Origin of the sequence: Pedobacter sp. BAL39, assembly GCF_000170795.1 — a bacterium.
Classification (GTDB): domain Bacteria; phylum Bacteroidota; class Bacteroidia; order Sphingobacteriales; family Sphingobacteriaceae; genus Pedobacter.
Genome location: NZ_ABCM01000003.1, coordinates 333,139 through 357,180, shown reverse-complemented (window position 1 = coordinate 357,180; position 24,042 = coordinate 333,139). Strand labels below are relative to the sequence as shown.

Below are 24,042 nucleotides of genomic sequence, written 5' to 3'. Positions count from 1 at the left end.
CTTTACTGATGACATTCGTTGTTGTAAACATTTCAAATTATGAAGCAGCTATTGCGGTTTAAAAAGGTAATTCAGGAGCTTCGCATTCAGGTCGGTACTCTAATTAAAAAACTGAACATAAAAAAATGTTAACTTTATCGGAATCAGTTAACTTTATCCTCATCAATCACTTAATATGCAAAACTGGCAGGAACTAATATCATCCGGATTACTGGATATGTACGTCCTTGGACAAGTAGATTCGGAGGAAGCTATTTTCATTGAGTCAATGGCTTCAGTTCATAATGAGGTCAGAATGGAGCTGGACGAAATCAGCATAGCGCTTGAGAGATACGCACAATTTCATGCTATCGAGCCTGACCCTATCATCAAACCATTTTTAATGGCTACCGTCGATTATTCGGACAGAATAGGATCAGGGGAACAGCCTGAGTTAACTCCAGTTCTTAATGAGCGCTCCGCGGCGAAAGATTTCAGCCGCTGGCTGGATCGCCCTGATATGGTCTTACCAGACACCTTCCAGGATGTATTTGCAAAGATATTGAGTTATACGCCAGAGCTGATTACTGCAATAGTATGGATTGAACATATGGCGCCTCAGGAAACACATGACCACGAATTTGAACGTTTCCTCATTCTCGAAGGAACATGTGAAATTCATGTTGAAGATCAAATCAATAAATTAGGGCCAGGAGATTATTTTCAGATCCCCTTACATAAGCGCCACCATGTGATGGTTACTTCTGATCACCCTTGCAAGGTGATCCTTCAACGCATTGCTGCTTAAGTGAATTATAACTTATTCCAGTATTCCCGAACGTTCATATTTAATCCTTCCAATTTTGATTGGTTCAGATCAAAGATTCACCGATTTTTTTAGCAAAAACAACTTCGGGAAACATTGTCAACAGCGCGGGAAATACAGATACCGATATTAGAGCGTTCATCCAATATCTTTACATCTTAATTTCAAACAATAGTTGACGATAAAAACGGCATTTCACATGAATCTTCGTGGCAAAGACCTGCCGTAATTCTAAATGAACATAAAATCTGGATAAAACGATGAAACAAACAACTAAACAGCTGGTGAGGATCAGCCTATCAGCAGCGATATTTTCCCTCTGTATATTCTCTTCGACAACACTAAGTGCACAGCAAGGCAACCTGATTAACGCGAAAAAGATGGCGGACGAGGGGATAAAAAGTATGTCGCTTACATTTCCTCAAAAACCAGAAGACATCAGTCCGTTACTGATTGGAGAAACAATTCCCTCAGCCACCTTGAAGGGCGCAAATGGGGAAAGTTTCGACCTTAACAAGGAAGTTGCTGCAAAGCCGACCATCCTTATTTTCTACCGCGGAGGCTGGTGTCCATTTTGCTCGAAACAGCTCTCCGGACTTCAAAACGCAATTCCAGAACTGGAAAAACAGGGTTACCAGCTCATTGCTATCAGTACAGACAAGCCAGAGGGCCTTATGCAATCAACTACAAAGGAAAAGTTGAGCTATACCTTACTATCTGATTCGGACCTAAACCTGGCGAAGCAATTTGGTATCGCTTTCAAAGCACCTGAAGGCTACTGGGAAATGCTTCCTAAAACTACAGGCGGCATGAACAAAGAGCTGCTGCTACCAGTACCTTCCATCTTTATCCTTGATCAAAAAGGGGCTATCCGTTTTGAATACATCAATCCAGACTTTAAACAACGCATTAGCACCGCGCTATTGACGGCGGTAGCACAGCGTATTAAAGAAGAACTGTAACAATTTTTGTCGGAATTTACCAGCTAGATCACCTACTTGGAAAGGAGATACAACATCAGATTGGGCCGCCACTTTTGTTATCTTTGGAGTTTATAAATGAGGAGGGAAAGGCCTTCCTTACCGTTAAAAAACCATCAGCACTTAAAAAAGAATATGGTTAAAGAATACGAAGATAAAATAACGCTGGGCCGTTTTCTCATGCACATCAACAATGAGCAATTGAAGGGTACTGGTTTGAGGGATACCGATTCACCAGTGCCCATCAATACCTTTGTATATAACAAGGCTGAAGCACAAAAGGTGGTGATAGATGAGATCTCCTATACAATGCCTTCCGGGTCTATCCTACCCCTTGTTTCTAACCAGCATTTCTCTTTTGAATACCCGGAGCGTCTCATCGCATGGCAATTCAACAGGGAGTTTTACTGTATTGTTGACCACGATACTGAAGTGGGATGTGTAGGTTTCTTATTCTACGGCTTGCAGCATCCGATGTTTATTGCACTAGGTGAATCTGAAAAGGAAGCCATGCTTCAGTTGGAAAAAGTGTTCTCTGATGAATGGCTGTCACGGGATAACTTTCAGGGAGAGATGCTACGGACCTTATTGAAGCACCTCATCATAAAGACTACCCGTATTGCCAAACAACAAAGCGAGAGCTACCAGCAATTTCCAGATGAGAAAATGGACATTGTCCGGAAATTCTCATTACTGTTGGAAAGTTCTTTTAGAAAACAACATGGTGTCAGTTTTTATGCCGATGCACTACACAAATCGCCCAAAACACTCAGTAATATTTTTGCATTATTAAAGCAACCGGCCCCCTCAAAGCTGATACAGAACCGGATTGTATTGGAGGCCAAACGCTACCTGCATTATACAGATAGATCATCAAAAGAAATTGCCTTTGAACTGGGCTTCGAAAGCCCTGCACATTTTAGCCGTTTCTTCAAAATGTATTCTGGCGCAAATGTTTCTGAATTCCGCCTATCCCAGCGTCATTGAATAAAGGGAGCAATTTATTACAGGTTCGATTGCCCCCTCAATAGCAATCTAAATCGAGAAGAACTTTACTTTATAGGTTATCAGAAACCCATGTTGCAAAATCAATTTCTCCTAACGTTGCCTGACCTTGCGGAACCAATCCATCCTGAGGTACCAGACCGCCAAAGTACTCATTTTTTTGGTTTGGAATAACCTTTTGGTGATTGCCTTTTTCCTGAATATATGCTGCAATAAAGTCACTCTGCGCGCGACGCTCAGGTCCTGCAATTTCAGGTGTCAGGTTTTCAGCATCAGCAAGCGCAAAATCCGCAACTAACTTAGCGACATCCTCAGCAGCAATAGGCTGAAAATCAACATCCGAAACATGCACTTCATCACCCTGTGTAGCAGCAGCTGCGAGTGCAGGAATGAATTCCAGGAACTGTGTACTGCGTATGATCGTAAAAGGAATACCGGAATTCCTGATCAGATCTTCCTGCACCTTTTTAGCGCGCATATACCCCAAATCAAGCATGCGATCGACACCAACTATAGACAGCGCCAGGTGATGTTTCACACCGGCCTCCACCTCTGCTGCCATCAGATTACGGCCGGAGGTCTCAAAGAATTCCAATACCTGCTCAGTTTCAAACGATGGTGAATTGGATAAGTCTATCACAATGTCCGTTCCCTGCATTGCCTCGCTGATGCCCTCACCTGTGATCGAATTGATTCCAGTAGATGGTGAGCCCGTGATAACAGTGTGTCTTAGCTGACTTAAATGACTTGCTACTTTAGTACCGATAAGGCCGGTACCGCCTATAATTACAATTTTCATATGTTTGATTTTTAAATATTTATTTAATTGATCGCTTTAGTGAAGTGATGACATGGAAGCACATACCCTCCTTCGCAGCAATCCATCGGCTCCATATAATCATTGTTGAAAACAGACCATTCACCGCGGACACTGCTATCAATATGTAATACTTTCATGTGCTATTTTTTTTATAAAATTACGCTATGTTTGGATTGCCTTAACCATCCAACTTTTCGAATCATGCCAGTCCAGACTCTCCCATTTCAATCGCTGATCATCACTGACAAGACATCCACCACACCTATTTACCAGCAGGTGGCAAATGGCCTCATCAAATTGATTATCGAGGGCAAGATCAGACCGGGTTACGGACTACCACCGAGCAGAACACTTGCAGAGCTGATGAATCTAAACCGGACAACTGTAGTTGCTGCATATGAAGAGCTAAGGATTCAGGATTGGATACAAGTTATACCACGTAAGGGCATTTTCGTCTCAGGTCAGTTGCCGGTGATTAAACCCCGTACATTCAGAAATGAACTACAGGTACCGCAAGCAAAGACTCCGATTCCAGATTTTTATCTCAAATTAACCAATGCGCGTCCCCAGGAGGCAGATCAACGGTCGTATGACATCGTGATTAACGATGGCTATCCTGATTCAAGGGTTGCACCATTAACAGCCCTGTTAAGCAAATACAAGTCACTATCCTCAAAGAGTTACATGGACAGGATTTTATTAGAAGGTTCAGTAGCAGGATCAGCAAATTTGCGAACCGAGTTGGCGGTTTTTCTATCTAAAACGAGAGGGATCAATGCCGATAGCGAACAAGTTATGGTCACCAGGGGAGCACAAGTCGCGATCTTTATGGCAGCAAGGATGATGATCAAGCCTGGCAGCACCGTAATTGTCGGGGACCTCAATTACAATCTTGCCAACGAAGTATTTACACAAGCCGGTGCTACCCTCATCAAAGTAAAAGTTGATGAAAATGGGATGGATATAGATGAGGTGGAGCGCATCTGCAAAACAAAGAAACCTGATCTGTTATACATCATCCCGCATCACCATCACCCTACAACCGTGACACTGAGTGCCGAAAGGCGTATGAAGTTGTTACACCTCATCCAGATCTACCAGTTCCCTGTGATTGAGGATGACTACGACTATGATTTTCATTACGACAATTGCCCGATCCTGCCACTTGCCAGTGCTGATCATAAAGGATACGTGGTCTATATCGGTTCTATCACCAAGACACTTGCACCATCCATAAAAATGGGATATATCGTAGCCGATAAGGAGTTCATCTGGCAACTGGTGCAGTTCAAGAAAATGATGGAAATACGAGGGGATATCTTGATGGAAGAAGCAGTCGCAAGCTTATATAGTTCCGGAGAAATGCAAAGACACATCACCAGATCCGTTAAACTGTATAAATCCAGGCGAGACCTCTTCTGCAATTTAATGGATACCGAACTTGGGGACATGGTAAAGTTCATCAAACCCATTGGTGGCATGGCCATCTGGACCAGTTTCAATGATCGGTATCAACTAAGGGAATTATCCCGAAAACTTGGCATCCAAGGCATCTACATGAATGACGGGAGCAGATATGATACAACCGGGATTGCTCCAAATTCATTGAGGATAGGATTTGCTTCGATGAATGAGAAAGAAATGAAAACCTTTATCAAAGAACTCAAAAGCCTGAAATTGTAAATTGGACGAGTTCCGTTAACCTTTAAATATTAGCATGCATTTCATCAAGATCATGACATTCAGCATCATACTTTTCATACTGACTTTTGTAACAACTTACCTGTCCATGCAGATTTTTGCAGACCAGCCATCCGCATCCTGTATGGGGTGTTCCTATTTGAAAGACACATTTTTCTACTCCGTATTTTCACTAATGACGATTCCCTTCGTCTTGTTACTAATGAACAGAGTGATCATCAATAAAACCCGATTTGCAGTGGTCATCACTGTAGTCTTCATATTTATTGTACTTATGAATAATGTCAGTCTATTTCAAGACAGGGTATCGTCCTGGAGCTCATACAGCACTAAAGATGAAATTGTGGCAACCGTATTCCATGCCTATCCCTGGATGATCACAGGTAGTTTTATCGTGTTTCTAGTTTTTTATAGCACATATAAAGTCCCAGACAAACGTTGAAATCTATCGCTTAACTTGATGTACGCTGTCCTATAGGATTTATATTCCCAGATGCCCCTCCTGAATTCTTAATCAGATTGTCGCCAAATTTGACAAACGATTTCTCGGCACTGATGGGGAGCTGGCCTAAAACATTTTTATTCTGCTCATCCAGAATTTTATCGACCTTATCAGATTTGGTATAAAAAAATGAATAGTCTTCGTCGTAGGTATCGGACGAAACCTGGTCAATGTACATCTCAACGTTGAACCGTACTTTAAAATAAGGACCATATTTCTCTATTTTCGTAGCCGTGTAGGTCATTGCACACCCACCACCACAGCTAACGACAAACGACTTTTCCTTAAGCTTTTTTAAATAATCGACTCCACTACTTATGGTCCGATGTTTTACAGTTTTAGTGCTACTTGAAACCTTAGAAGTTCGTTGTGCATTGGCTTCGTTTTTAAAAACTGGCCACAGATAAAGAAATAGGCAGATGAGTAAGATTTTATTTCGCATTTTGTATACCTGACATAACTTTTTAATTCTACCATTACTATGCCAATTCTATGCGAAGCCATTCCTCACGACCCGGAAATCTGCAACAGCTCAACCAATCCTGGAATTGACTTAGCTATGGTGATTAGCAGTCAAAGCTTCCTCTAACAGCTGATTGATCATCGCAGCGAGTTCTTTGCCAGAGCTCACATTCATTTCCGCAAGACGCAATGTCCGTTCTTCCACCTTATCTCTCAACCTGTAAGTCAAGGCTTGCGAATTGAGGATAATACTGGTCAGGGGATTTTTAAGGTCGTGTACCGCACGCTTTGCAAACTCCTGTAAAGCGGCATTGGTTCGTGCCAGTTCTAAATTCTGCTGCTCCAGCAAACGTGTTTTCAAACGCATCTCCATTAACATCAGCGCTTGCCTTCCTAAGGTACGCAAGGCAATGATCTGACTGCTGTTTAACTCACACTGCCCATGACCAAGGACACAAAGGGTACCGAGCGCATAGCCCTCAGGATTAACCAAAGGAACGCCTGCATAAAAAACGATTTTGTGATCACCAGTCACCAATGGGTTATTCCGGAACCTTTCGTCTTGCCTGGCATCAGTCACCACCATGATCCCATTTTGGTCCTGAATTGCATGGTTGCAAAAAGCAATATCTCTGTCTGTTTCCTGCAGCGCCGTCCCATGATGGGATTTAAACCACTGTTTTTCTTTACCCAACAAAGTGACCAGCGCAATTGGCATCCCGCAGATCTGAGCGGCCAAAGCCGTTATCTCATCAAAATCCCGCTCAGCAGCTGTTCCCATCAGCTGATATTGATCAACTGCAGCTAACCGTTCATTTTCATTCTCGACAATCATCATCCCCCTACTTATTTAACGGTGGCAAAGATAGCAACTTAACGCAGGTCTTTATCAAATTCGATGATCTTTTCAACCAGAGCAGCGGACTGATCCTCAAGAATATAATGTCCGGAATTCTCCACTAGTCCGCCCTCTGACTGATGTGCCAATGGTTTCATCCGCATTACCAACCAATCATTTTCCTGCAGGTAAACCATTTGGCAGATGGGATTGTTTGAAAGGTATGTTTTCAGAATCGACCAATAACGCATTGCAGATCATCGGTTGCGGCGATGCATTCGCCAGCGGCGGAAATTTTCATACCTGTTTTCACCTTAGGTCTGGAGAAACCAACATCCTGATAGATTGTGGTGCCACTACCCTGCATGGGCTGAGACGTCTTCAAATAGATCCGGATCAGATTGACATCATTTTGATCAGTCACCTTCATGGAGACCATTACGCAGGAATCCCCTTCTTGTTGATGGATGCTGCAGTCAGGAAACGCCAGCGGAAACTGAAGATCATCACACCTAATACTGGTAAAGCCAGGATCAAGGCGCTACTGCAGCTGCTCTATCCAGGATCGGACAAAACGGAGCAATTGCCAGTCGAGTACATTGAATACAAGTCTTATGAAATCCTGCAGCTGGACGGCATCCAGGTGCAGGCATATCCGGTGGTACATTCCAAGGCCGCACTTTCCCATGGCTTACGCATCACAATTGGCCATCAGGTACTGAGTTATTCCGGAGATACCAGCTGGACTGATAACCTTATTCCGTTGAGTGATGGTGCGGACCTGTTCATTTGTGAATGCAACTTTTATAACACCAGCACGCCTACTCACATGAATTATCTTGATCTGGTATCCAAAATTTCGCAATTGAACTTCAACAAAATCCTACTCACGCACCTGTCTGAAGAAATGCTCGCCAACCTTGATCGTGTGGATATTCCAGTAGCAAAAGATGGGATGACGGTCAGCTTTTAGACGGTAAGGATCAATTCTCCATCTTCATTTACCCTTAGGTTGACATCCCACTCAAATTAATTCCAAAGATTAATAAATATATTTTTTAACTTAATAAATCATTATATGATATATTTATTATTAAAAAATATAGCCAAGATATACGAACGAGCACATCACCAAATATAAATCACTAATCATTCCTATTATGAACCCGAAAAACAAAAGCAATCCTAAATTGACCAGGTTTAGTCGCAGGATCAGCTACAAGCATTTATCAATGCTCTTAATTGCCATGCTGGGCATCGGCACTTTAACTGGTTGCAAGAAAAATCAAATGCCGACTGAAACTGAAGCGGTAAAAACAGGCTTAAACAGATCAAACCTATCAGTCGCAACGGCTGCGGTCTTACCGACTAAAAGCGAAGCGCTGGTCGCCATGCAGGTCTACAACAACCATTTCTATAACCAATACGGAACCTACGGCCCCTCCTACAAAGCCTATTACTGGAAAGACGACAACCATACCGGAAGGATGGATTTCTGGACACAGCAAGAAGCCATCGAGATGCTCATCGACGCCTATAATATCAATCCAAGTGATGACCTCAAGAATAAAATCTCTTATTTGTATAATGGCGTTAGGGACGGCTATGGGCTGCTGTGGACGAACAATAAATTTAACGACGACATTGTCTGGGGCGCTTTGATGTGCATCAGGGCATTTAAAATCACCAATGATGGTGGAATGCTGGATATGGCAAAGAATAATTTCAACATGATGTGGAACCGGGCATGGGATACCCAGTCCCTCGGTGGCGGACTTTGGTGGACTACTGATAATCAAACCAAAAACACATGTGTAAACGCCCCAGCAGTGATTTGTGCGATGCTGTTATACCAGGCCACAGGCGACGTGAGTTACAAAAATAAGGCAAAACAGGTTATGGACTGGATGGTCAGCAAACTTTACGAGCCCTCCACAGGCGAAGTTAAGGGAGCCATTAACAAAGCCGGAACCATTACTGAAGGTGCACTTTCGTATACACAAGGCACTTTTATAGGAGCCTGTGATCTACTGCGCAACGACTACCCATCAGCGAATTACCTGTCGATGGGTACGAAAGCAATGGATTACGCCCGCAATAGTTTGTGCGATGCTCCCGGAGGAATTTTAAAAGATGAGAACGGCATACCTGATACTCAGGGGATGAAAAGCATTTTTGCCCGCTGGGCCTGCCTGTTCGTGAAAAATACAGGAACATCAGGCAACTATGGAGCATGGCTTGATGCAAATGCCAGCCAGGCATGGTCCATCAGGAATGCACAGGGACTCATGTGGAACATATGGGGAACGCGCACACCGGAAACTAGACGCAATGCGTTTGAAACCACCTGCGGCGTCGCAATGGTTAATTGCATTTACTACTACCGATAAAAAAGATGTGCTCGTTATTCAAATCTACACTTGAAGTATTCACGATTCACGAAGCTTCATTTCCACTTCTCTCAGCTTCTGATCCATTTCTTTGACCTGTTGATCCAAAAGTTCATAGTAGATTGTATTTTCTTCAACACTATTCTCATTCTCAATGAGCAGCCTGCAAATCCCCAATATATTGGCGAGTGGCTTTCTCACTTGATGAGAGTTGATAAATGCAAGTTCTTTCGATCTCGTCTCGTGGAGCAACCTCTGATACTTACTTTTTTGCTTGGTGTTGCGATAGAAAGAATAAATAATCAAAATTACCAGGACTGTTGCTCCTATTGAAGCAAATAAAATGATCCGCTCCCTATGATATGCAAGATTTGTAATCTTATAGGCGGCGTATAAGCGATCTTGACGAAGTTCTGTGGAGAGCTGATCGACGCTTCTCATTTCAATCATGAACGCTTCGGATTCCGCCAAAGCTAGTTTAAAATAACGTATAGACGTTAGCTGGTCATTTTTTTCTTCCGCTATTCTGGCGATCAGTTGATATGCATTTAACCTAAGTGGCGTAGGCCCATTTGTCTCATCATTAAGTATCTGGTGGGCCTCCAGGGCGGCACTATCCAGATTTTTTAGAGCGTACAAACTATTGGCGAGATTCCAACGGTCAACATCCTTGTAATATTGATTTCCTGTATTTAACAAATCACGCATTAAGGTGATGGCTTGTTGATAATGATGTGACAAAATCAATGCATAATAGTCAAGCCTTTTACGATTTCTCACAATGCCATGACTTTCCGCGCCGTACTTACCGATCAGCTTTCGATAGTAATTCAGGGAATCACGTTTATCCAGCTTAAAAAATATTTCAGCCTTATTGAGGTAAATCAACGTCCGCAATGAATGCCTAAGGTTTTGATCCTCCACCTTTTTCTGAGCGTCATTTAGATAAACTAAAGCTTGCTGGTAAAGTCCAATTGCCGTAAAAATATCTGAAATTCCTACGTCAACAGACAACAGCAGTCCCAGGTCAGATAATTCTTCAGCTATTCTCTTCGCCTGCCGATAATTAAATATAGCAGCAGAGGCATTATGCTGGTCAGTCTTAACGTAAGCCAAATTAATGTAAAACTGATAAAGGAGATAGTGCTCTTCGTGGCGCTGCGCATTTGTTATACCATCCAAAAGCGCCTTCTCAGCTGCCTTCAATTTGTTTGTACGCCTCAATACAAATATCTCAGCAAGTAAGCTCAGTTCTTTACCACCAGAGACCCTATATTTTTTTACCGAGTCAGCCATTTGCTTCAATGTCTGGTCGTACTCAGATGAAAATAGAAAACGGCGATAAACGAGGTTAGTTAGTTGCTTTTGCTTGCTAAATTTATCCAATTTGGCACTTAATATATTGCTAAGCGTATCACTATGGTTTTGAGGATACGCATACCCCTCAAAACTCATCAGGATAAGAAAGAATAATAATATAATTAAGCTTCGCATGTTGGTTTTTTAAGATTCACAAACTATTTCCTGATGAACCTTCTATAAATATAGTCATGCAACAAGCTACATAATGCAGTGAAGAGTGACTTTCTTAATCGTTTAAATGCCGATATCTTTTCGTCTAAAATAGTAGTTTAAAAATAGATAACAATTCTTAATTCATAAATATGTAAGGCGATCTTTAGACGGGATTGAAACTTTCTGCTCAAAAATCATTGGCATAGTGAGTCTATTCACTCCCCTTGAGACGATTTGAACATTATGAATTCAATGCATCCGTCAATTGACAAATACATTGAAACTGGATCGGCTAACCATTTTGAATTATTTTTTTGCTAAACAGTTAGTTTTTTCCTTAGCCTTTGCTAAAAGTGGTTCTGCTGAATTTTGGGTGATTTCCTGACAATTGACCTTGTTTACGTACCCACTTTCTGTACTAATTACATTTATGTAATTCGCTTTCCCTTCAACTACGGTAATTTTCAGCGGAGCTGATTTTTTACCAGTTGATATTCCACCAGTGGAGATATTAACGGTATGATCACCCACACTCAGGTCGTGGACCGAATAGGACTTGTTCTTAAGCTTGCAAATTAATTGGCCATCCACATAAAAATGATAATTCACAGCTGAACCGGTGTAGCCGGTCAATCTGATCAAATACACTTTTCCTGTTTTTGTTTGTGAGTGTGCTGCAAATGAGCCTGCCAATAACACCGTAAATAGTAAGAGTAATCTTAATGCTTTCATAATTTCATGGGATTTAGATAATTGAAAATAATAAATTAAATACTGAAATGGAAATTACAATTACCCCTCGATTTTACGTTTTGTTTAAATGCTTATAGGTTCAAATGTAATTACAACTAACTTTACTTTTAATATGGGGCTCCGTAATGATAATAAAAATGATGACACCGTCTTCCTCTCAGGCGAACGTGACGAATTTGATGATTTGCTTGACAAGATGATAAACGAAAGGTAGCCTGTGAATTGCGGGCTTGGAGCAGAAGGTATGGCCCTCTGCTAAAATTAAAAACAACTTGGCAAATATGAGGTTAAAATCATATAAAGCTGACCATGCCAAGAGAACCTAAGCCATCATACCTCGATTTTGATATAGAATCTTATCCCTGGAAGCCGGATATAGATTACCGTAAGCATCCGAACAACTACAGGGTTGGCAAGGGAGAACAAGGCGTGCTGATCTGTGAGCCTTATAAATCTGAAATCGGACAACATTGGCGCTTTAAAAATATAGAAATTGCCACCCAAAGCAGTGACAAAATCTATTCTATGTTTGAACAATTCCTGATGGATAATGATTTTGTAGGGGCAGATATGGCCAGAAAGTATTTACAGATGGGTTACACCAGGGCAAGGCGGTATGCAAATTACAAAGGTGGTGTTAAGTACCAAAAGAACAACGACTACAAATTAAACGAAAAGGGCTCCGGGGATCCTGAGAAAGCAGCTTCGTCGAAAATATTTTATGATAAATATAAGCTCGCTGAATCCAATCCGGTTTACAAGCACTTGAAATCAGACTGGAAAAAGCGGTACGGGTAAGGCCAATTGTTCTTCCTTTAAAATAAACGAGCAAATTAGACCAACTCCGTATTTTCCTTACCAGCTTTATCAAGCCAGGCCCTCCAGAACATCACAATAAGTGCCATTACACCGAACCCAATACCTACCCATGGCGTAATGGATATCCCATAATAATTGATAAACCAGCCTCCGGTAGCAGCACCTAATGAAACACCAAGATTTCCAAATGACGTTTGCAGACTATTCGCGAATTCTTTTGCATCTGGGGCCGCTGAGACCATATGACCGACACCTATCAGGAAACATGGGCCATACATGATTCCCCAAAATCCGACCACCATGGCTACGCTGAGTATAGAGCCGGTTGTGTATTGAAATGCAAATGGCACCAGAAAAGTACCAGTGATGAAAAACAAAGTTGTCCAGATCATATACTTTCCTAATAAACGGCCCGCCACAAAGTTAGAAATCACACCCATTACGCCGAATAATAGTAACATATAGCTGATTTCCTGTGCACTTAAGCCTTTTGCTTTAGAGAGATAGTCGGCAAAATAACTATAGGAGCAAAACCAGGCTGTGATTAGAAAGAGGTTTACAGCTGTTCCGGCAATAAACCTCGGCCTGATCAGTATGCTCAATTGATTTTTATAAGACTTCACTTCTTTATTGGGCATGGATGGCAGAAACTTATACATGATGATCAATGCGACAAGAATTATCAACCCCTGCACAACATAGCTCCACTGCCAGGTGTAAATACTTGCTATAAATGTGGTAAATGGAATCAATGTTACCTGTGCAAGGGCAATGCCGCCGATAATGATACTGGTTAGCCTCATCTGCATTTGAGCAGAAGTATCTTTTGTTGCAGCAGCAATGACCATTGAAAAAAATGCAGGGTGTAAAATCGTGGGCACTATCCGGAGTATCATCAACAACCAGAACGGGGGACTGAAAATAGAGAAAAAATTAGAAATCAAGAACAGGCCCAGCGCATACATCATGATTTTCTTTTTGTCAAATTTTGAGGCATACAAAACCATGAATGGGCCCGTAAGCGCAATCGTTAAAGCAAATATGCTCAGCAGGTAACCTGCCGTTCCAATATTTATGTGATAATATTCGGCTATCTGCGGCAAGATGCCAATCACACCAAATTCTGTACTTATAATTCCGATAACGCCCAGACATCCGATATACGCTATTCTTTTATTTATGCTTAAATTCATATTAAACTGATCAGTTTAGAAAAGGGTAAAAAAATATTACTAGTTGATTAATTTCGTGGATATCCGCACCATGGTCATGCTTTAACCATATGGATTAAATTTTCTATCATGTTATAGATGGCCTTGCGATTTTTATTTAATGAGTAGTTTTTGAATAGTGCACTCGACGAGCATGCAAAGAAGTCAGCAGTTAATTTTGTATCCAATTCACCCTTAATGCATCCTTGCTCCTGCCCGATTTTTAAGATTTCAAAGTAGATCGCTTCAATCTTTTTCTCATTATTCGCCAATAACAATCTGACGTCTTCATCAGTCAATGCGATTTCAAATGCAATTTTAACAGCCAGACATGTCCTGTCTATCTTTATGCTCTGATCTACCGCTAAATGCAATATTCTTCTTAAACTTTCAACAGCGTCAGACTGATGCCCGTTCAAAATAGCTCCATATTCTGAGACTTTAGATTTCAGGTATTTAGTTAGGCATTTAATAAGCAGCTCTTTTTTATCGCCATATGTAGGATAAATACTACTACGGTTAACTCCCATATGACGTTCCAGGTCAGTGATGGAAGTCATATGATATCCCTGCGTCCAGAAAAGCTCCAGCGCAATGTCCAGTTTTTGTTCATAATCAAATTCCTTACTTCTTCCCATAACAGCACAAAGATACATTCTAAACTGATCAGTTTAGAATGTATAACAAATTATTTTTATATCGGGACATTTAAACGCAGACTAGTCCCCGAAACCGCGCGATACCAGGTCTTCACCTGAGCGTATTCTAGCTTTTATTTCCTTTCAGGCGCTTGAGCTCTTCCTCCAGAGATTGTACATATCCATTTCTCTCTGCGAATGCAGCTTCTATTTCACTGACAGTATAACGGGGAGTAATGTGTTGCGGGCAATTCCAGCTAAAACCTTTCACCGAAAAGAGAAATATCCGTTCAGCCTTATGTTTATACGCTGCCGGATCGAGCTGATGGAATAGTTCTGGATCATCTGAAATTTCGACGATCCTGATGTCTGCGAACAATTTTAGCCTTGCCCTTTGGGGATAATCTACCATGATCAGAGACACTTTGTTATTGTCCACAGAATTTCCTACGGAGATGTATTGTCTGTTTCCACTAAAATCTACCAGTCCTAGCGTGGATTCATCCAGAATCTTAATGAAACCCTTTGGCCCGCCCCGATGTTGTATGTAAGGGTATCCTGTTTGACTCGTGCTGGCCATATAAAAGCTGTCCCTACTGCTGATGAAATTTATCTCCGTTTCAGTGAGTCCTTCTTCATGATATCCATTTTCCATTCTTTCATAGGCTGCACGGCTTCCATTCAGCTCCTGCAGTTTTTTTACCGCGTCGGTAAATGCGATGTGTTCATAATTCATATTGACACTATTGCTCAAACAGGATGATCTCCCCTTTGACATTAAGAATTGTTTACTTAGCTATTATTCTGGCCCGCCCCGGATAGGTTTATCTTTGGAACTGCATCCGGGTCGAAGTCATACTTGTCACATCGGTCCTCATACCAATCCAAGGCAAATTGTTCCTGGCTTTCCAAGTATGCCTCTATAGCTGGGACTCCCTCCACTATCTTTTCACCATCAACCAGACGACCTGTCTCCGCAGCAGCATCTTTAATAAATTCGTATTTCAAAGGAATACGATCCAGTCGCTCCTTCCAGCCGGTGATGTCCAGGCTTTCTTCCGGATAAAATATTTTGATCATGTTGTCTTTAGTAAATTGTTCAGTGTAACCAACGCTATCTGCAATTTAATTATAAATCTAAACAATCTTAATGCGGATGGGCCCTTTGATATGATTTACATCTATGGGCATTCCCTTTTGGGTGATGGTTACTATGTTTTTATGATGCAAATCAATAGCGACATCAACCACATCCTTCATGTGTTTCCGCCAGTCACCGGGGAATAGCATGCGTGCAATCTCAGAAGGGCAGGTACTTTTTTCAGTGCCCCGCTGCGCCGCAACAAATAAAATCGTCGCTGATATATCTGCGGGCAAATCACAAACTTTCTTGTTCTGTAACATACACTTCCCCTATGTGGATTTCGGTCCTTATTCAAAACAGTTGATTGTGTAAAATGTTAAGTAAAAAAAATAAGATATGAGGTTCATTAAAAACGCACTGTTAGGAATTGCACTCTACGAAGGGTTTAAATATTGGCTTAAAAATAGTGGAGGTAACCGAGCCGAAAAAGGGAATATAACCCTTGGTGGCAAACAGTTTGCTAAAACCGAAAGTCATCCTTTAGCACAAGCCAGTCACAGGCATCATCTAGACCGCCCTGAAAGCATGCCGGAGTGAGTATAGTATAGGTACCGTACCACTTAGGGCAGATCAACTACCACCGCCGTTTACTCGACAACTGACTGAACAAAGCGACCGGAAAGAAACTGTACTTTTTTGCAGAAGATGAATTCTCTGTACACCAATTATCAAAAGCGCAAACATACATCAATGTCGTTTCTAACTAGAAAGACTGCTCAGCTTTGCCTGAACAAGCATTGCATGTAATACCTCTGTAGAAAAACCATGCAGCAACAATCTAAACGCCGCCCCTGCTGTTGGCAGGGGAATCATCGGATGTTTATTGTTTAACGCTGTCAGCTTCTCCGGGCAGTCCATTATCGTACTTGCGTAGATCCCGATTACCTCATCCAATTGCAATGAATTCGTTGCTCTCCAAAAATCATTATCAGTAAGGTAAAACTGATAAACCGGGGTAAAAAGTTCTATTGCCGTACCCAGGTCTATAAAATTTGTCCAGCCATCCCTAAATTCCCCAAACGGAATCTCTCCTGTAGTAATGGCACTGAAGTCCGGTGTGTCTTTCTTCTCAATTTTCAAACCTTTTTCGGCAATGGCCTTATTCAGATTGATGATAAAATTATAGAGGTTTAGATCGTGTTCTAAAAACAAATTGTCTTTGACATCACTTACCGCTAAAGGTTTCAATGGGTTCATGGGGATGTCATCAGCGCCATCCACATTATCTTTAATAAACCTTAGCACTTCCGATCCCAGGTAAAAATGTCTGAGGATGACAAAGTTCGCCTCTGGCGTAATGAAATACTTCATTCCCCAGAAAAGGCATTTGTGCAACATCTTTGGCGCATTGATCAGGTTCGGAATAAAAATTTTAAAAAGCTGCATCAATACAATCGAAAGTCTTGCAAAGACCTTGGCGACGGGATATAAAAACTGGCGGCTTTTGGTAGAAGAATCATAAAGGAAAGCAGCCTTCGCATCAGCATTAAAAGGCACACTTTTATCAAGGTAGAGGGCATGCCAATGACTCGGATTGCGAGGCTCGTTTACCATCTCTTCAAAATATTCTCGTTTATGTAACATGACCTTGGACTTTAAAAATTATCAATTTCTTCTAATTGCATGGTATATAATTTTGCCACCACCTTGGCTGTCTTCACTATTTTTTCGGCCATCTGCTGGGTAAGCAGATCCGATTGGATGGCCTGCTCGAAACGTTCAAAATGATTGTCATTGCTGTCGCTGCTTTCATGATAGATAAAAAATGACACCTGATCTTTGTTGAGGTTCAACTGCTGCTGTATCGCCCTGCCCCATTTCCCGGAAACCCTATTGCCCAGCCCTTCGATGATGAACATTCCACCCAGTAAATCAAACGGGTCCGGCTGACTTGCCCTGTGGAACATGTAAGCACTTAAGGCTTCGCTACCCAGGTTTTTATTCCCCGTAAGGATCTCTTCTTCATTTCCTCCGCAATTGATGTAATTTTGTTCCAGGATCTGATAGTCGCGATGCTCATCAGAAGAATGCCTGATGAAGGCAGATCTGACCGGGAAATGTGACATACTCACATTAGAGGCGGCCCTGGCAATCCACTGCGAGCCGTCAATCACTTGCTGACGCAGGTTTACCAGCAAACGTTTATATTCTTCAAGCGTTAATGATCCGTTAAAAATCTTCTTCACAATGGGTACCTGTTGCAGACCTCGCTCAAAGTCAAACCATACGCCAGTCAGCTGTCTTACCAACCATTCTTGTACCGGCTTAGATTGAATTCTAATCTCTGGCGGCTTTATCGTATCAATTTCTTCTACATATCTCTTTTGCTGCTGATCATTGCTCCTTACCTTTAACATCATATAACCGGTAACAAAGCGGCCACTCTCAGGCACCATGCACAAGATGTTCTGTCCGTCTTCAAGCTTGCCGCTTTTCAAGAGTTCATCCAGCATTACAAAAATCGAAGCAGAGCCAATATTACCTACGCTATACAAGTTTGTAAACCATTTTTCAGGAGCAATTTCAGCACCACCCTTTTTCAGCAGGTCAACAATCTGAGATTTGAAATGATGAGAAGAATAGTGACATACCAGCCAGTCTATCCCTGAAGGTTCAATCTTCCCTTCATCAGTCAGCTCAAAAAACCTTTGGATGCCTAGCTTTACGATATTATCTACCAGCTGCATGTCCTGCTTCAAATTTATTGCCCCATCCACATTGGCTTCTGATATGGTATCGTAATCCAGCCAGGTTTTCTCTACGAAACCATCAGGTTCTTTGTTTGCCCCGGTATACATACATACTTCGAATGCATGCGCATAAGATTTCATATCTACCCATTCGATTTCGAGAGAAATGTTACCGGTGTTAGCGCTGTTTTGTAATAACATCGCTCCGGCGCCATCACTCAGCATCCAGCGTAGGAAATCCGTTTCCAAAGGCAGTTTTGCAGTCGCATCAGAAAAAGCATGCTGTCCGGCAAAACGTTTTGACTTAAACATCCTGCTGGGTAGCTCCGCAGCGCAGCATACTGCATTTTTTGCTGTACCTGCCTTAATTTGATTGAAGGCATTTTGAATCGCCATCATACTGGCAGCACAAACACTTTGATGAGAGGCTATACCGCATCGTCCGATCCCACTTGAAGCATGTACCATGCTGGCAAAACCCGGAATTGGCATATCGCTTTGTGTAGTCGCCGCACAAAGCAGATCAATACCATTGTAATCAGCCGTGCTGCTGTCTATACAATCTTTAACGGCAAGTGCTGCCATCTCGTAAGCCTTGTGCGTTGTATTTTGTGAACTATCCAGCGCATAGTAACGTCTTTTGATGCCATTTTTCCTGAGGAAAATATCCTTGGTACGTGAGGGAACATCGTTAATCAAACCCAGATAATCTTCCATCTGGTTATTTTCAACAGGTTCATTAGGTAAAAAAATTCCTGTGGCGTTAATGTATACTTTATTCATTTTCTGCTGTCGGTTTTAAATAGGATGTCTAGCCAAGGTAATAAAAATCCAAGGTTACCTTTTCCTTCTTTATGATGCATGCTGTGCCTGTACGAGAATTTAAGTACATGGTCTGGCTTATTTTTGCTAAAGAAATCGTAATTGCAGTGTCCCAATAGATTGATGATTAAGCTCAATACCGGGAGCGAAATAATTGCGGCGGCCTGGAAAGGATAGATCAACAATGGCAGCAGGATCACTGTGCCCAGCAGAAACGCCTCTATCCAGTGGAAACTAAAGGTAGAATATACCGTCGGTTCTTTCGAATGATGATGTACCCAATGCACCTGTTTAATCATAAAACGGGTATGCAGTAACGAATGAACCGCATAGAAATGGACTTCATTCCATAAAAACAACAATGCAACCTGAGGGACAAACCACCAGTTAAACCCGTAGCTGATCTGGAACCATCCATGAGCCAGCCCCTGTTGAATCGCGATTCCCTGCAGACTAAAAACAAATATAGACCTCATAGACTGCCAGATTTCTTTGCGTTGCTGCCCCGGTCTTACGAAATGGTTGTCTACCTGATGCAAGCCATGATATTTTTCCAGATACCGAAATAAGTACAAACCAATAAAGGTTATACCCCAGTAGAGGATATTGAAAAAGATGAACATTGCGATGAATGCATGATACCAGGTCTCAAATGTCCATCTCATTATAATCTCAAGCATGTTGTCAAGGTACAAAAAACATGCAAATGTTTACTTCTGCAGTTTTAGGCCACAAAGCTTCGTGCATGGTCAAACGATCTGTCGAGAAGATTGTTAATATGCAAATGCAATAATTTGAAAAATGCAAAACCGCAGGATCTGGCTGTCCTGGTACATGATAAACTTAAGCGAAGCAAGCGCAGCCCGGTCGTCCCAGAACTGAACGTGCTCAATGATTTATTTGACTGCCTTTTTTACACCAGTATGTGTAAAGAGGAAAGTGACTTAATTAAAGTGACCGTCACATTTATCGACCCGGGAAATCCGGATCCACATCCCCCTAGACGAAGGGTTGCAGAGCGATGGAGTTGTATCAGCTTCGACAGCCCCATTCCACTCACCACCAAGTCGCTCGTAAAGCTCTCCAAAGCTGCAGACCCTTCGAGTACTTCGCTGGCAATTTATTATGATGATAAAGGCCTATATATCTGGGGCATGATCGATCAGGCCATGCACTACCAGAACTTCCTCAATTATGAATCTGATACAGATTCCGAACAACCGGGCTTTTTCCAGGTTTCGGTTAAAGATATTGGCACCTTAAACATACTTTTTGATTATGAGTTATTGGCCACACTCAATCAAAATATCCTGGTTCAGCGCTACCTTGACGTCCTGACCATCGGCCCCGTTGCCAAAATATTGAAGAAGAATTCGGAATTTTTGAAGCGCACATTAAAACAATATTTAGCAGAGCAACATCCCAATCAGACTTTCAGCGACTGGGAAGACTTTTTAGACAACCTTTGGATACAGACCCTATCGCGGCTGTTGCTTAAAATCCAGAACTATCAACATGGTGGGGCGTTGCTTATTGCTGATGAGAGCCCTGACATCGACATTAAGTACAAGATTCATTATCAGCGGCTCATATACGCTATGATTGCATATGCACAAGCATCTATAGATACCCACGTCTTAGAAAATGAAATTTCCACTCAACTGCGGGAAGGTAAGCGACATGTCAGCAAAACCTTGTACCAACGGGAATCTATGGCACTCCTTCAGAAGGCAGGGACAGCAGATGAAATTACCGGTGCCATCAATTTTATTGCTTCTCAAACCTGCGTGGATGGTGTAGTACTCTTCAACAGGGATATGGTCAGCAACGGATTCGGTGCGGTTCTTCGCGCCAAGCGAATGCCCAGAAAAATCCATGTTTCTGCGACCGCCACGGCGACCATCAAATCACTGACTCCGGCAGACCCAAAGCACTATGGCACAAGGCACAGATCTATGATCGCCTATTGTTGGAACCACCCCACGGCACTGGGACTGGTCATTTCACAAGATGGAGAGATCAGGGCTTTTGCCAAGATAGATGATAAACTGATCATGTGGGAGAAAATCAAAACACAGCAATACATCAAAAATCAAAAACTGTGATGACTGCCAGGCGCATGAAGTATCATATCTCATTCCGATTTGTGTCAAACGGCAAATAGTTTTTATCCTCCATTTTAAATGTTTTCCTTTGCGGCCAATTTAATAGCATCCCTTATACGCAAATAGGTACCACACCTACAAATGTTACCTGACATCGCATCATTGATGTCTTCATCGGTCGGATTCTTGTTTTCCTTGAGCAAAACAGCGGCAGACATTATCTGTCCGGCCTGACAATAACCACATTGAGAGACGTCGAGTTCCAACCATGCTTTTTGCAAGGGGTGATTATTCTTTTCAGACAAGCCTTCGATCGTTACTACCTTTTTACCTTGAGCGCGACTCGCTTTCGTGACACAGGAACGAACGGCTTCACCATCCAGGTGAACAACACAGGCCCCGCACTGCGCCACTCCACATCCGAACTTAGTTCCAACAAGACCAACGTGGTCTCTTAGTATCCACAAGAGCGGGGTCTCAGGATCAGCATCAAGTTTATAGTTCTTCTTATTAATATTTAATGTAATCATGATGGGTAAAATTACGCGGTTTAAATTAGACACTTGTAGGTTCTGTTTTCGGCAAGGCAAAAGGTTGCTGATAATGCCGCTTTCCGGTGGCTTTATATAAGGCATTCGCCACTGCCCCAAATACCGGAGGAAAAGGTGGCTCACCTAATCCAGTGGGATCAATATCATTCCTGACAAATGAAACATCGACTTTTTTCGGTGCTTCATGCATTCTGATGATCCGATACTTGTGGAAATTATTCTCCTCTACCACGCCGTTTTTATGGGTCAGTCCCCCGTACAGGCTATTCCCTATGCCATCAACAACTGCGCCCTGAACCATATTTGTTGCAGCGTCAGGGTTGATCACAATCCCGCAATCAATCGCACTGAACACCCGCTCCACATACGGCTCTCCATCTTTTAAAGTCAGGTCCACCACATGCGCAGCATAAGAATTGTGACAGAAATATGCAGCTACCCCACGGCTGTATTTAGGGTCTTTAACACCACTCCAACCGGATTTCTCCCTTACCAGTTTCAATACACCGGCATATCGGTCAGCATCGTAGTCATTGTTCTTGCCAACGGGATTTTCTTTCGCCCTTTGTAAAAGCTCCAGACGAAAGTCAATTGGATCTTTTCCCATTGCTTCTGCCAGCTCATCAAGGAATGATTGCTCTGCTGCCGCATTGAAATTAGATCTCGGCGCCCTGAAAGCCCCTACTGTAATATTTGATGGAATTGCCCAGCCTTCGGCCAGATAGTTGTCGACTGCACCTGCAGGAAACCTGTTTGCATGAATGGCGTGTTCAGGAATCCCTCCCCCCTTAACATGAAAAGCAATCAACTTTTTATTTGAATCCAGGGCCGCACGGTAAGTTGCGGTATACATAGGACGATAAATTCCATATGTGGAATCATCCTCACGGCTATACATCAGCTTCACCGGAGCTTTTGCTCTTCTGGATATGAGTGCTGCTTCTATCAGATAATGACCATAGGCCCTTCTGCCAAAGCCACCTCCCATCCGGGTCATCTGGATTTCGATCTTGTCTGCCGGAAGATTCAACACTTTCATGAGCGTTGGCTCTGTCCAGCCCGGAGCCTGCAATGGCCCGACCAATAAAGCTTTTTCATCGGTTACGTGTGCAAAGAAATTCATGGGTTCCATGCAGTTATGCGCCAAAAATGGAGCATTATAGGTACGCTCAATGATTTCCGCTGCGTTCTTGAACGCTGTTTCCGGATCACCATCTTTTCTTAGCTGTTGAGCCGGTTTCTTTGCATATTCCAGCATCTTTCTATGTTGCACAGCAGTTGTTTCCAATTCTCCAGGCACCACTACCTCTGTTTTTCCACCCCGACCGGCCATTGTATCCTTAACATCACCGGCAGGGACCCATTCTACGATCAATTTCTTACGGGCGTTCATTACCTCCCAGGTCGTTTTACCGACCACCACAAGAATCTCATTGAAGGTTCTGACATCAAAGCCCCCCTGTTCAAAGCCATCACCATATAGTTCTTGCCTGAAAACATCTTTGATCCCCGGCATTTTAAGTGCTGCCGAGGCATCGAAAGATTTGAGCTTCATACCAAATGCTGGCGGATGCTGTATCATGGCAATCAGCATGCCTTCATGCTGATAATCAAGACCAAAAAGAGGCTTCCCGCTAACAAGCTTGGCTCCTTCAACATTCTTTTGTGAATTCCTCACCACGGTAAAATCCTTTACATTCTTGAGCTTTACTCCTTTCGGCACAGGTATACCTGATGCCTTTGCCGCAAAATCGCCATAAGTTGCCTTTTTACCACTTTTTTCATGATGGATCACACCAAGTTTGGTTGTCAATTCCTCAACAGGCACATTCCATGAGCCAGCAGCGGCAAGCATCAACATGTTTCTTGCAGTAGCACCCGCCTCTCTTAAAGGTTTCCAGTACATTCTCATGGAATTGCTGCCCCCGGTGAACTGAGGTCCGAGTTTGACACTGTCATGAGGCCCCATCTCCACGACAACCTTTGTCCAATCGACTTCCAATTCTTCTGCAACCATCATAGGCAGTGAAGTCATTACATTCTGCCCGAATTCAGGATTTGGGCAGACAAGCGTGATGATGTTATCTGCGGATATTTTAACGTATCCGTTGATCTCCGATAAAATCACGGCAGGAACTCCTTCATCCGTATGTGGCAAGGCAAATTTGGCCAGCCCACTGAAATGAATCATCAGGCCTCCTCCGGCAAGAAGGGACGTTTTTAGAAAGGTACGTCTGCTGTTTTGGGTTTCGTTGTTTTCCATCTCAAAAGATTTGATGATAATATGATCG

26 protein-coding genes are annotated in these 24,042 nt (G+C 42.5%); 9 read left to right on the top strand and 17 right to left on the bottom strand.

Annotated elements, in window-relative coordinates; translation table 11 throughout:
* Positions 1-175: 175 nt before the first annotated feature.
* From PBAL39_RS06100 to PBAL39_RS06090, 3 genes are all read left to right on the top strand, one after another.
* Positions 176-787, top strand: a complete 612-nt coding sequence (locus PBAL39_RS06100; RefSeq protein WP_008239404.1) for a cupin domain-containing protein — start codon at positions 176-178, stop codon at positions 785-787.
* A 278-nt stretch (positions 788-1,065) separates the two neighbouring features.
* Positions 1,066-1,767, top strand: coding sequence for a peroxiredoxin family protein (locus PBAL39_RS06095; RefSeq protein ID WP_008239402.1), 702 nt, complete (start codon positions 1,066-1,068; stop codon positions 1,765-1,767).
* Between the two features lie 153 nt (positions 1,768-1,920).
* A complete protein-coding gene (locus tag PBAL39_RS06090) occupies positions 1,921-2,772 on the top strand; it encodes a helix-turn-helix domain-containing protein (RefSeq protein WP_039866193.1) in 852 nt (283 codons plus the stop codon).
* 70 nt (positions 2,773-2,842) lie between these two features.
* Here PBAL39_RS06090 and PBAL39_RS06085 read toward each other — a convergent pair whose 3' ends face one another.
* Together PBAL39_RS06085 and PBAL39_RS25790 are read right to left on the bottom strand one after the other, a co-directional pair.
* Positions 2,843-3,589: an SDR family oxidoreductase gene (locus tag PBAL39_RS06085; RefSeq protein ID WP_008239399.1), complete on the bottom strand. Its 747-nt coding sequence runs from the start codon at positions 3,587-3,589 to the stop codon at positions 2,843-2,845.
* Between the two features lie 23 nt (positions 3,590-3,612).
* Positions 3,613-3,747 carry a hypothetical protein gene (locus PBAL39_RS25790; RefSeq protein ID WP_255348732.1) on the bottom strand — a complete coding sequence of 45 codons (135 nt, stop codon included), beginning with the start codon at positions 3,745-3,747 and terminating at the stop codon, positions 3,613-3,615.
* Between the two features lie 64 nt (positions 3,748-3,811).
* Here PBAL39_RS25790 and PBAL39_RS06080 point away from each other — a divergent pair, with 64 nt between their 5' ends.
* Together PBAL39_RS06080 and PBAL39_RS06075 are read left to right on the top strand one after the other, a co-directional pair.
* A complete protein-coding gene (locus PBAL39_RS06080) occupies positions 3,812-5,293 on the top strand; it encodes a PLP-dependent aminotransferase family protein (RefSeq protein ID WP_008239395.1) in 1,482 nt (493 codons plus the stop codon).
* A 34-nt stretch (positions 5,294-5,327) separates the two neighbouring features.
* On the top strand, positions 5,328-5,753 hold the full coding sequence (locus PBAL39_RS06075) for a hypothetical protein (protein ID WP_008239393.1): 426 nt from the start codon (positions 5,328-5,330) through the stop codon (positions 5,751-5,753).
* Between the two features lie 10 nt (positions 5,754-5,763).
* Here the strand turns inward: PBAL39_RS06075 and PBAL39_RS25265 are convergent, their stop codons facing one another.
* The 3 genes from PBAL39_RS25265 to PBAL39_RS25260 form a co-directional block, all read right to left on the bottom strand.
* Entirely contained in the window at positions 5,764-6,255 is a 492-nt protein-coding gene (locus PBAL39_RS25265; RefSeq protein ID WP_008239391.1) for a hypothetical protein, read from the bottom strand.
* A 111-nt stretch (positions 6,256-6,366) separates the two neighbouring features.
* Positions 6,367-7,113 (bottom strand): GAF domain-containing protein, encoded by a 747-nt coding sequence (locus PBAL39_RS06065; protein WP_008239389.1) that lies wholly within the window; start codon positions 7,111-7,113, stop codon positions 6,367-6,369.
* Between the two features lie 35 nt (positions 7,114-7,148).
* A complete protein-coding gene (locus PBAL39_RS25260; protein WP_008239387.1) occupies positions 7,149-7,310 on the bottom strand; it encodes a hypothetical protein in 162 nt (53 codons plus the stop codon).
* Between the two features lie 26 nt (positions 7,311-7,336).
* Here PBAL39_RS25260 and PBAL39_RS06060 point away from each other — a divergent pair, with 26 nt between their 5' ends.
* Together PBAL39_RS06060 and PBAL39_RS06055 are read left to right on the top strand one after the other, a co-directional pair.
* A complete protein-coding gene (locus tag PBAL39_RS06060; RefSeq protein WP_008239385.1) occupies positions 7,337-8,086 on the top strand; it encodes an MBL fold metallo-hydrolase in 750 nt (249 codons plus the stop codon).
* A 187-nt stretch (positions 8,087-8,273) separates the two neighbouring features.
* The gene (locus PBAL39_RS06055) at positions 8,274-9,503 is read left to right on the top strand and encodes a glycoside hydrolase family 76 protein (RefSeq protein WP_008239383.1); all 1,230 of its coding nucleotides are present in this window, start codon (positions 8,274-8,276) and stop codon (positions 9,501-9,503) included.
* Positions 9,504-9,542: 39 nt separating this feature from the next.
* Here the strand turns inward: PBAL39_RS06055 and PBAL39_RS06050 are convergent, their stop codons facing one another.
* Together PBAL39_RS06050 and PBAL39_RS06045 are read right to left on the bottom strand one after the other, a co-directional pair.
* On the bottom strand, positions 9,543-10,997 hold the full coding sequence (locus PBAL39_RS06050) for a hypothetical protein (protein ID WP_008239380.1): 1,455 nt from the start codon (positions 10,995-10,997) through the stop codon (positions 9,543-9,545).
* Between the two features lie 327 nt (positions 10,998-11,324).
* Entirely contained in the window at positions 11,325-11,750 is a 426-nt protein-coding gene (locus tag PBAL39_RS06045) for a DUF2846 domain-containing protein (RefSeq protein WP_008239379.1), read from the bottom strand.
* Between the two features lie 330 nt (positions 11,751-12,080).
* Here PBAL39_RS06045 and PBAL39_RS06040 point away from each other — a divergent pair, with 330 nt between their 5' ends.
* Positions 12,081-12,569, top strand: a complete 489-nt coding sequence (locus PBAL39_RS06040) for a DUF4385 domain-containing protein (RefSeq protein WP_008239375.1) — start codon at positions 12,081-12,083, stop codon at positions 12,567-12,569.
* A gap of 35 nt (positions 12,570-12,604) precedes the next feature.
* Here PBAL39_RS06040 and PBAL39_RS06035 read toward each other — a convergent pair whose 3' ends face one another.
* The 8 genes from PBAL39_RS06035 to PBAL39_RS05995 all read right to left on the bottom strand — a co-directional run bounded on the left by PBAL39_RS06035 (position 12,605) and on the right by PBAL39_RS05995 (position 19,775).
* Positions 12,605-13,783 carry an MFS transporter gene (locus PBAL39_RS06035; protein ID WP_008239374.1) on the bottom strand — a complete coding sequence of 393 codons (1,179 nt, stop codon included), beginning with the start codon at positions 13,781-13,783 and terminating at the stop codon, positions 12,605-12,607.
* A gap of 74 nt (positions 13,784-13,857) precedes the next feature.
* Positions 13,858-14,439: a TetR/AcrR family transcriptional regulator gene (locus PBAL39_RS24550; protein ID WP_157273915.1), complete on the bottom strand. Its 582-nt coding sequence runs from the start codon at positions 14,437-14,439 to the stop codon at positions 13,858-13,860.
* Positions 14,440-14,566: 127 nt separating this feature from the next.
* Positions 14,567-15,217, bottom strand: a complete 651-nt coding sequence (locus PBAL39_RS06025; protein ID WP_198139774.1) for a pyridoxamine 5'-phosphate oxidase family protein — start codon at positions 15,215-15,217, stop codon at positions 14,567-14,569.
* Positions 15,218-15,231: 14 nt separating this feature from the next.
* Positions 15,232-15,519, bottom strand: coding sequence for a hypothetical protein (locus tag PBAL39_RS06020; protein WP_008239368.1), 288 nt, complete (start codon positions 15,517-15,519; stop codon positions 15,232-15,234).
* 57 nt (positions 15,520-15,576) lie between these two features.
* Positions 15,577-15,843 carry a DUF3253 domain-containing protein gene (locus tag PBAL39_RS06015; protein ID WP_008239366.1) on the bottom strand — a complete coding sequence of 89 codons (267 nt, stop codon included), beginning with the start codon at positions 15,841-15,843 and terminating at the stop codon, positions 15,577-15,579.
* Positions 15,844-16,282: 439 nt separating this feature from the next.
* The gene (locus PBAL39_RS06005) at positions 16,283-17,167 is read right to left on the bottom strand and encodes a hypothetical protein (RefSeq protein ID WP_008239363.1); all 885 of its coding nucleotides are present in this window, start codon (positions 17,165-17,167) and stop codon (positions 16,283-16,285) included.
* Positions 17,168-17,178: 11 nt separating this feature from the next.
* The gene (locus PBAL39_RS06000; RefSeq protein WP_008239362.1) at positions 17,179-19,056 is read right to left on the bottom strand and encodes a beta-ketoacyl-ACP synthase III; all 1,878 of its coding nucleotides are present in this window, start codon (positions 19,054-19,056) and stop codon (positions 17,179-17,181) included.
* Entirely contained in the window at positions 19,053-19,775 is a 723-nt protein-coding gene (locus PBAL39_RS05995; protein WP_083801709.1) for a sterol desaturase family protein, read from the bottom strand. Before PBAL39_RS05995 ends, PBAL39_RS06000 begins: the two co-directional genes overlap by 4 nt.
* A 114-nt stretch (positions 19,776-19,889) precedes the next feature.
* Between PBAL39_RS05995 and PBAL39_RS05990 the strand changes: the two genes are divergently transcribed.
* The gene (locus PBAL39_RS05990; RefSeq protein ID WP_008239360.1) at positions 19,890-21,200 is read left to right on the top strand and encodes a putative sensor domain DACNV-containing protein; all 1,311 of its coding nucleotides are present in this window, start codon (positions 19,890-19,892) and stop codon (positions 21,198-21,200) included.
* 74 nt (positions 21,201-21,274) lie between these two features.
* Here PBAL39_RS05990 and PBAL39_RS05985 read toward each other — a convergent pair whose 3' ends face one another.
* Entirely contained in the window at positions 21,275-21,730 is a 456-nt protein-coding gene (locus PBAL39_RS05985) for a (2Fe-2S)-binding protein (protein ID WP_008239359.1), read from the bottom strand.
* Between the two features lie 25 nt (positions 21,731-21,755).
* The gene (locus tag PBAL39_RS05980; protein WP_008239358.1) at positions 21,756-24,014 is read right to left on the bottom strand and encodes a xanthine dehydrogenase family protein molybdopterin-binding subunit; all 2,259 of its coding nucleotides are present in this window, start codon (positions 24,012-24,014) and stop codon (positions 21,756-21,758) included.
* Positions 24,015-24,042: the final 28 nt, after the last annotated feature.

Bases quoted from the DNA above. Each gene is read 5' to 3' on its own strand.
- PBAL39_RS06095 (WP_008239402.1), top strand. From the start codon at position 1,066: ATGAAACAAACAACTAAACAGCTGGTGAGGATCAGCCTATCAGCAGCG.
- PBAL39_RS06060 (WP_008239385.1), top strand. From the start codon at position 7,337: ATGTTTTCAGAATCGACCAATAACGCATTGCAGATCATCGGTTGCGGC.
- PBAL39_RS25265 (WP_008239391.1), bottom strand. From the start codon at position 6,255: ATGCGAAATAAAATCTTACTCATCTGCCTATTTCTTTATCTGTGGCCA.
- PBAL39_RS06020 (WP_008239368.1), bottom strand. From the start codon at position 15,519: ATGATCAAAATATTTTATCCGGAAGAAAGCCTGGACATCACCGGCTGG.
- PBAL39_RS25260 (WP_008239387.1), bottom strand. From the start codon at position 7,310: ATGGTTTACCTGCAGGAAAATGATTGGTTGGTAATGCGGATGAAACCA.
- PBAL39_RS06040 (WP_008239375.1), top strand. From the start codon at position 12,081: ATGCCAAGAGAACCTAAGCCATCATACCTCGATTTTGATATAGAATCT.
- PBAL39_RS06065 (WP_008239389.1), bottom strand. From the start codon at position 7,113: ATGATGATTGTCGAGAATGAAAATGAACGGTTAGCTGCAGTTGATCAA.
- PBAL39_RS06045 (WP_008239379.1), bottom strand. From the start codon at position 11,750: ATGAAAGCATTAAGATTACTCTTACTATTTACGGTGTTATTGGCAGGC.
- PBAL39_RS06090 (WP_039866193.1), top strand. From the start codon at position 1,921: ATGGTTAAAGAATACGAAGATAAAATAACGCTGGGCCGTTTTCTCATG.
- PBAL39_RS06015 (WP_008239366.1), bottom strand. From the start codon at position 15,843: ATGTTACAGAACAAGAAAGTTTGTGATTTGCCCGCAGATATATCAGCG.
- PBAL39_RS25790 (WP_255348732.1), bottom strand. From the start codon at position 3,747: ATGAAAGTATTACATATTGATAGCAGTGTCCGCGGTGAATGGTCTGTT.
- PBAL39_RS06100 (WP_008239404.1), top strand. From the start codon at position 176: ATGCAAAACTGGCAGGAACTAATATCATCCGGATTACTGGATATGTAC.
- PBAL39_RS24550 (WP_157273915.1), bottom strand. From the start codon at position 14,439: ATGGGAAGAAGTAAGGAATTTGATTATGAACAAAAACTGGACATTGCG.
- PBAL39_RS06080 (WP_008239395.1), top strand. From the start codon at position 3,812: ATGCCAGTCCAGACTCTCCCATTTCAATCGCTGATCATCACTGACAAG.
- PBAL39_RS06025 (WP_198139774.1), bottom strand. From the start codon at position 15,217: ATGTCAAAGGGGAGATCATCCTGTTTGAGCAATAGTGTCAATATGAAT.
- PBAL39_RS05980 (WP_008239358.1), bottom strand. From the start codon at position 24,014: ATGGAAAACAACGAAACCCAAAACAGCAGACGTACCTTTCTAAAAACG.
- PBAL39_RS06035 (WP_008239374.1), bottom strand. From the start codon at position 13,783: ATGAATTTAAGCATAAATAAAAGAATAGCGTATATCGGATGTCTGGGC.
- PBAL39_RS06075 (WP_008239393.1), top strand. From the start codon at position 5,328: ATGCATTTCATCAAGATCATGACATTCAGCATCATACTTTTCATACTG.
- PBAL39_RS06005 (WP_008239363.1), bottom strand. From the start codon at position 17,167: ATGTTACATAAACGAGAATATTTTGAAGAGATGGTAAACGAGCCTCGC.
- PBAL39_RS06050 (WP_008239380.1), bottom strand. From the start codon at position 10,997: ATGCGAAGCTTAATTATATTATTATTCTTTCTTATCCTGATGAGTTTT.
- PBAL39_RS06000 (WP_008239362.1), bottom strand. From the start codon at position 19,056: ATGAATAAAGTATACATTAACGCCACAGGAATTTTTTTACCTAATGAA.
- PBAL39_RS06085 (WP_008239399.1), bottom strand. From the start codon at position 3,589: ATGAAAATTGTAATTATAGGCGGTACCGGCCTTATCGGTACTAAAGTA.
- PBAL39_RS05985 (WP_008239359.1), bottom strand. From the start codon at position 21,730: ATGATTACATTAAATATTAATAAGAAGAACTATAAACTTGATGCTGAT.
- PBAL39_RS06055 (WP_008239383.1), top strand. From the start codon at position 8,274: ATGAACCCGAAAAACAAAAGCAATCCTAAATTGACCAGGTTTAGTCGC.
- PBAL39_RS05995 (WP_083801709.1), bottom strand. From the start codon at position 19,775: ATGCTTGAGATTATAATGAGATGGACATTTGAGACCTGGTATCATGCA.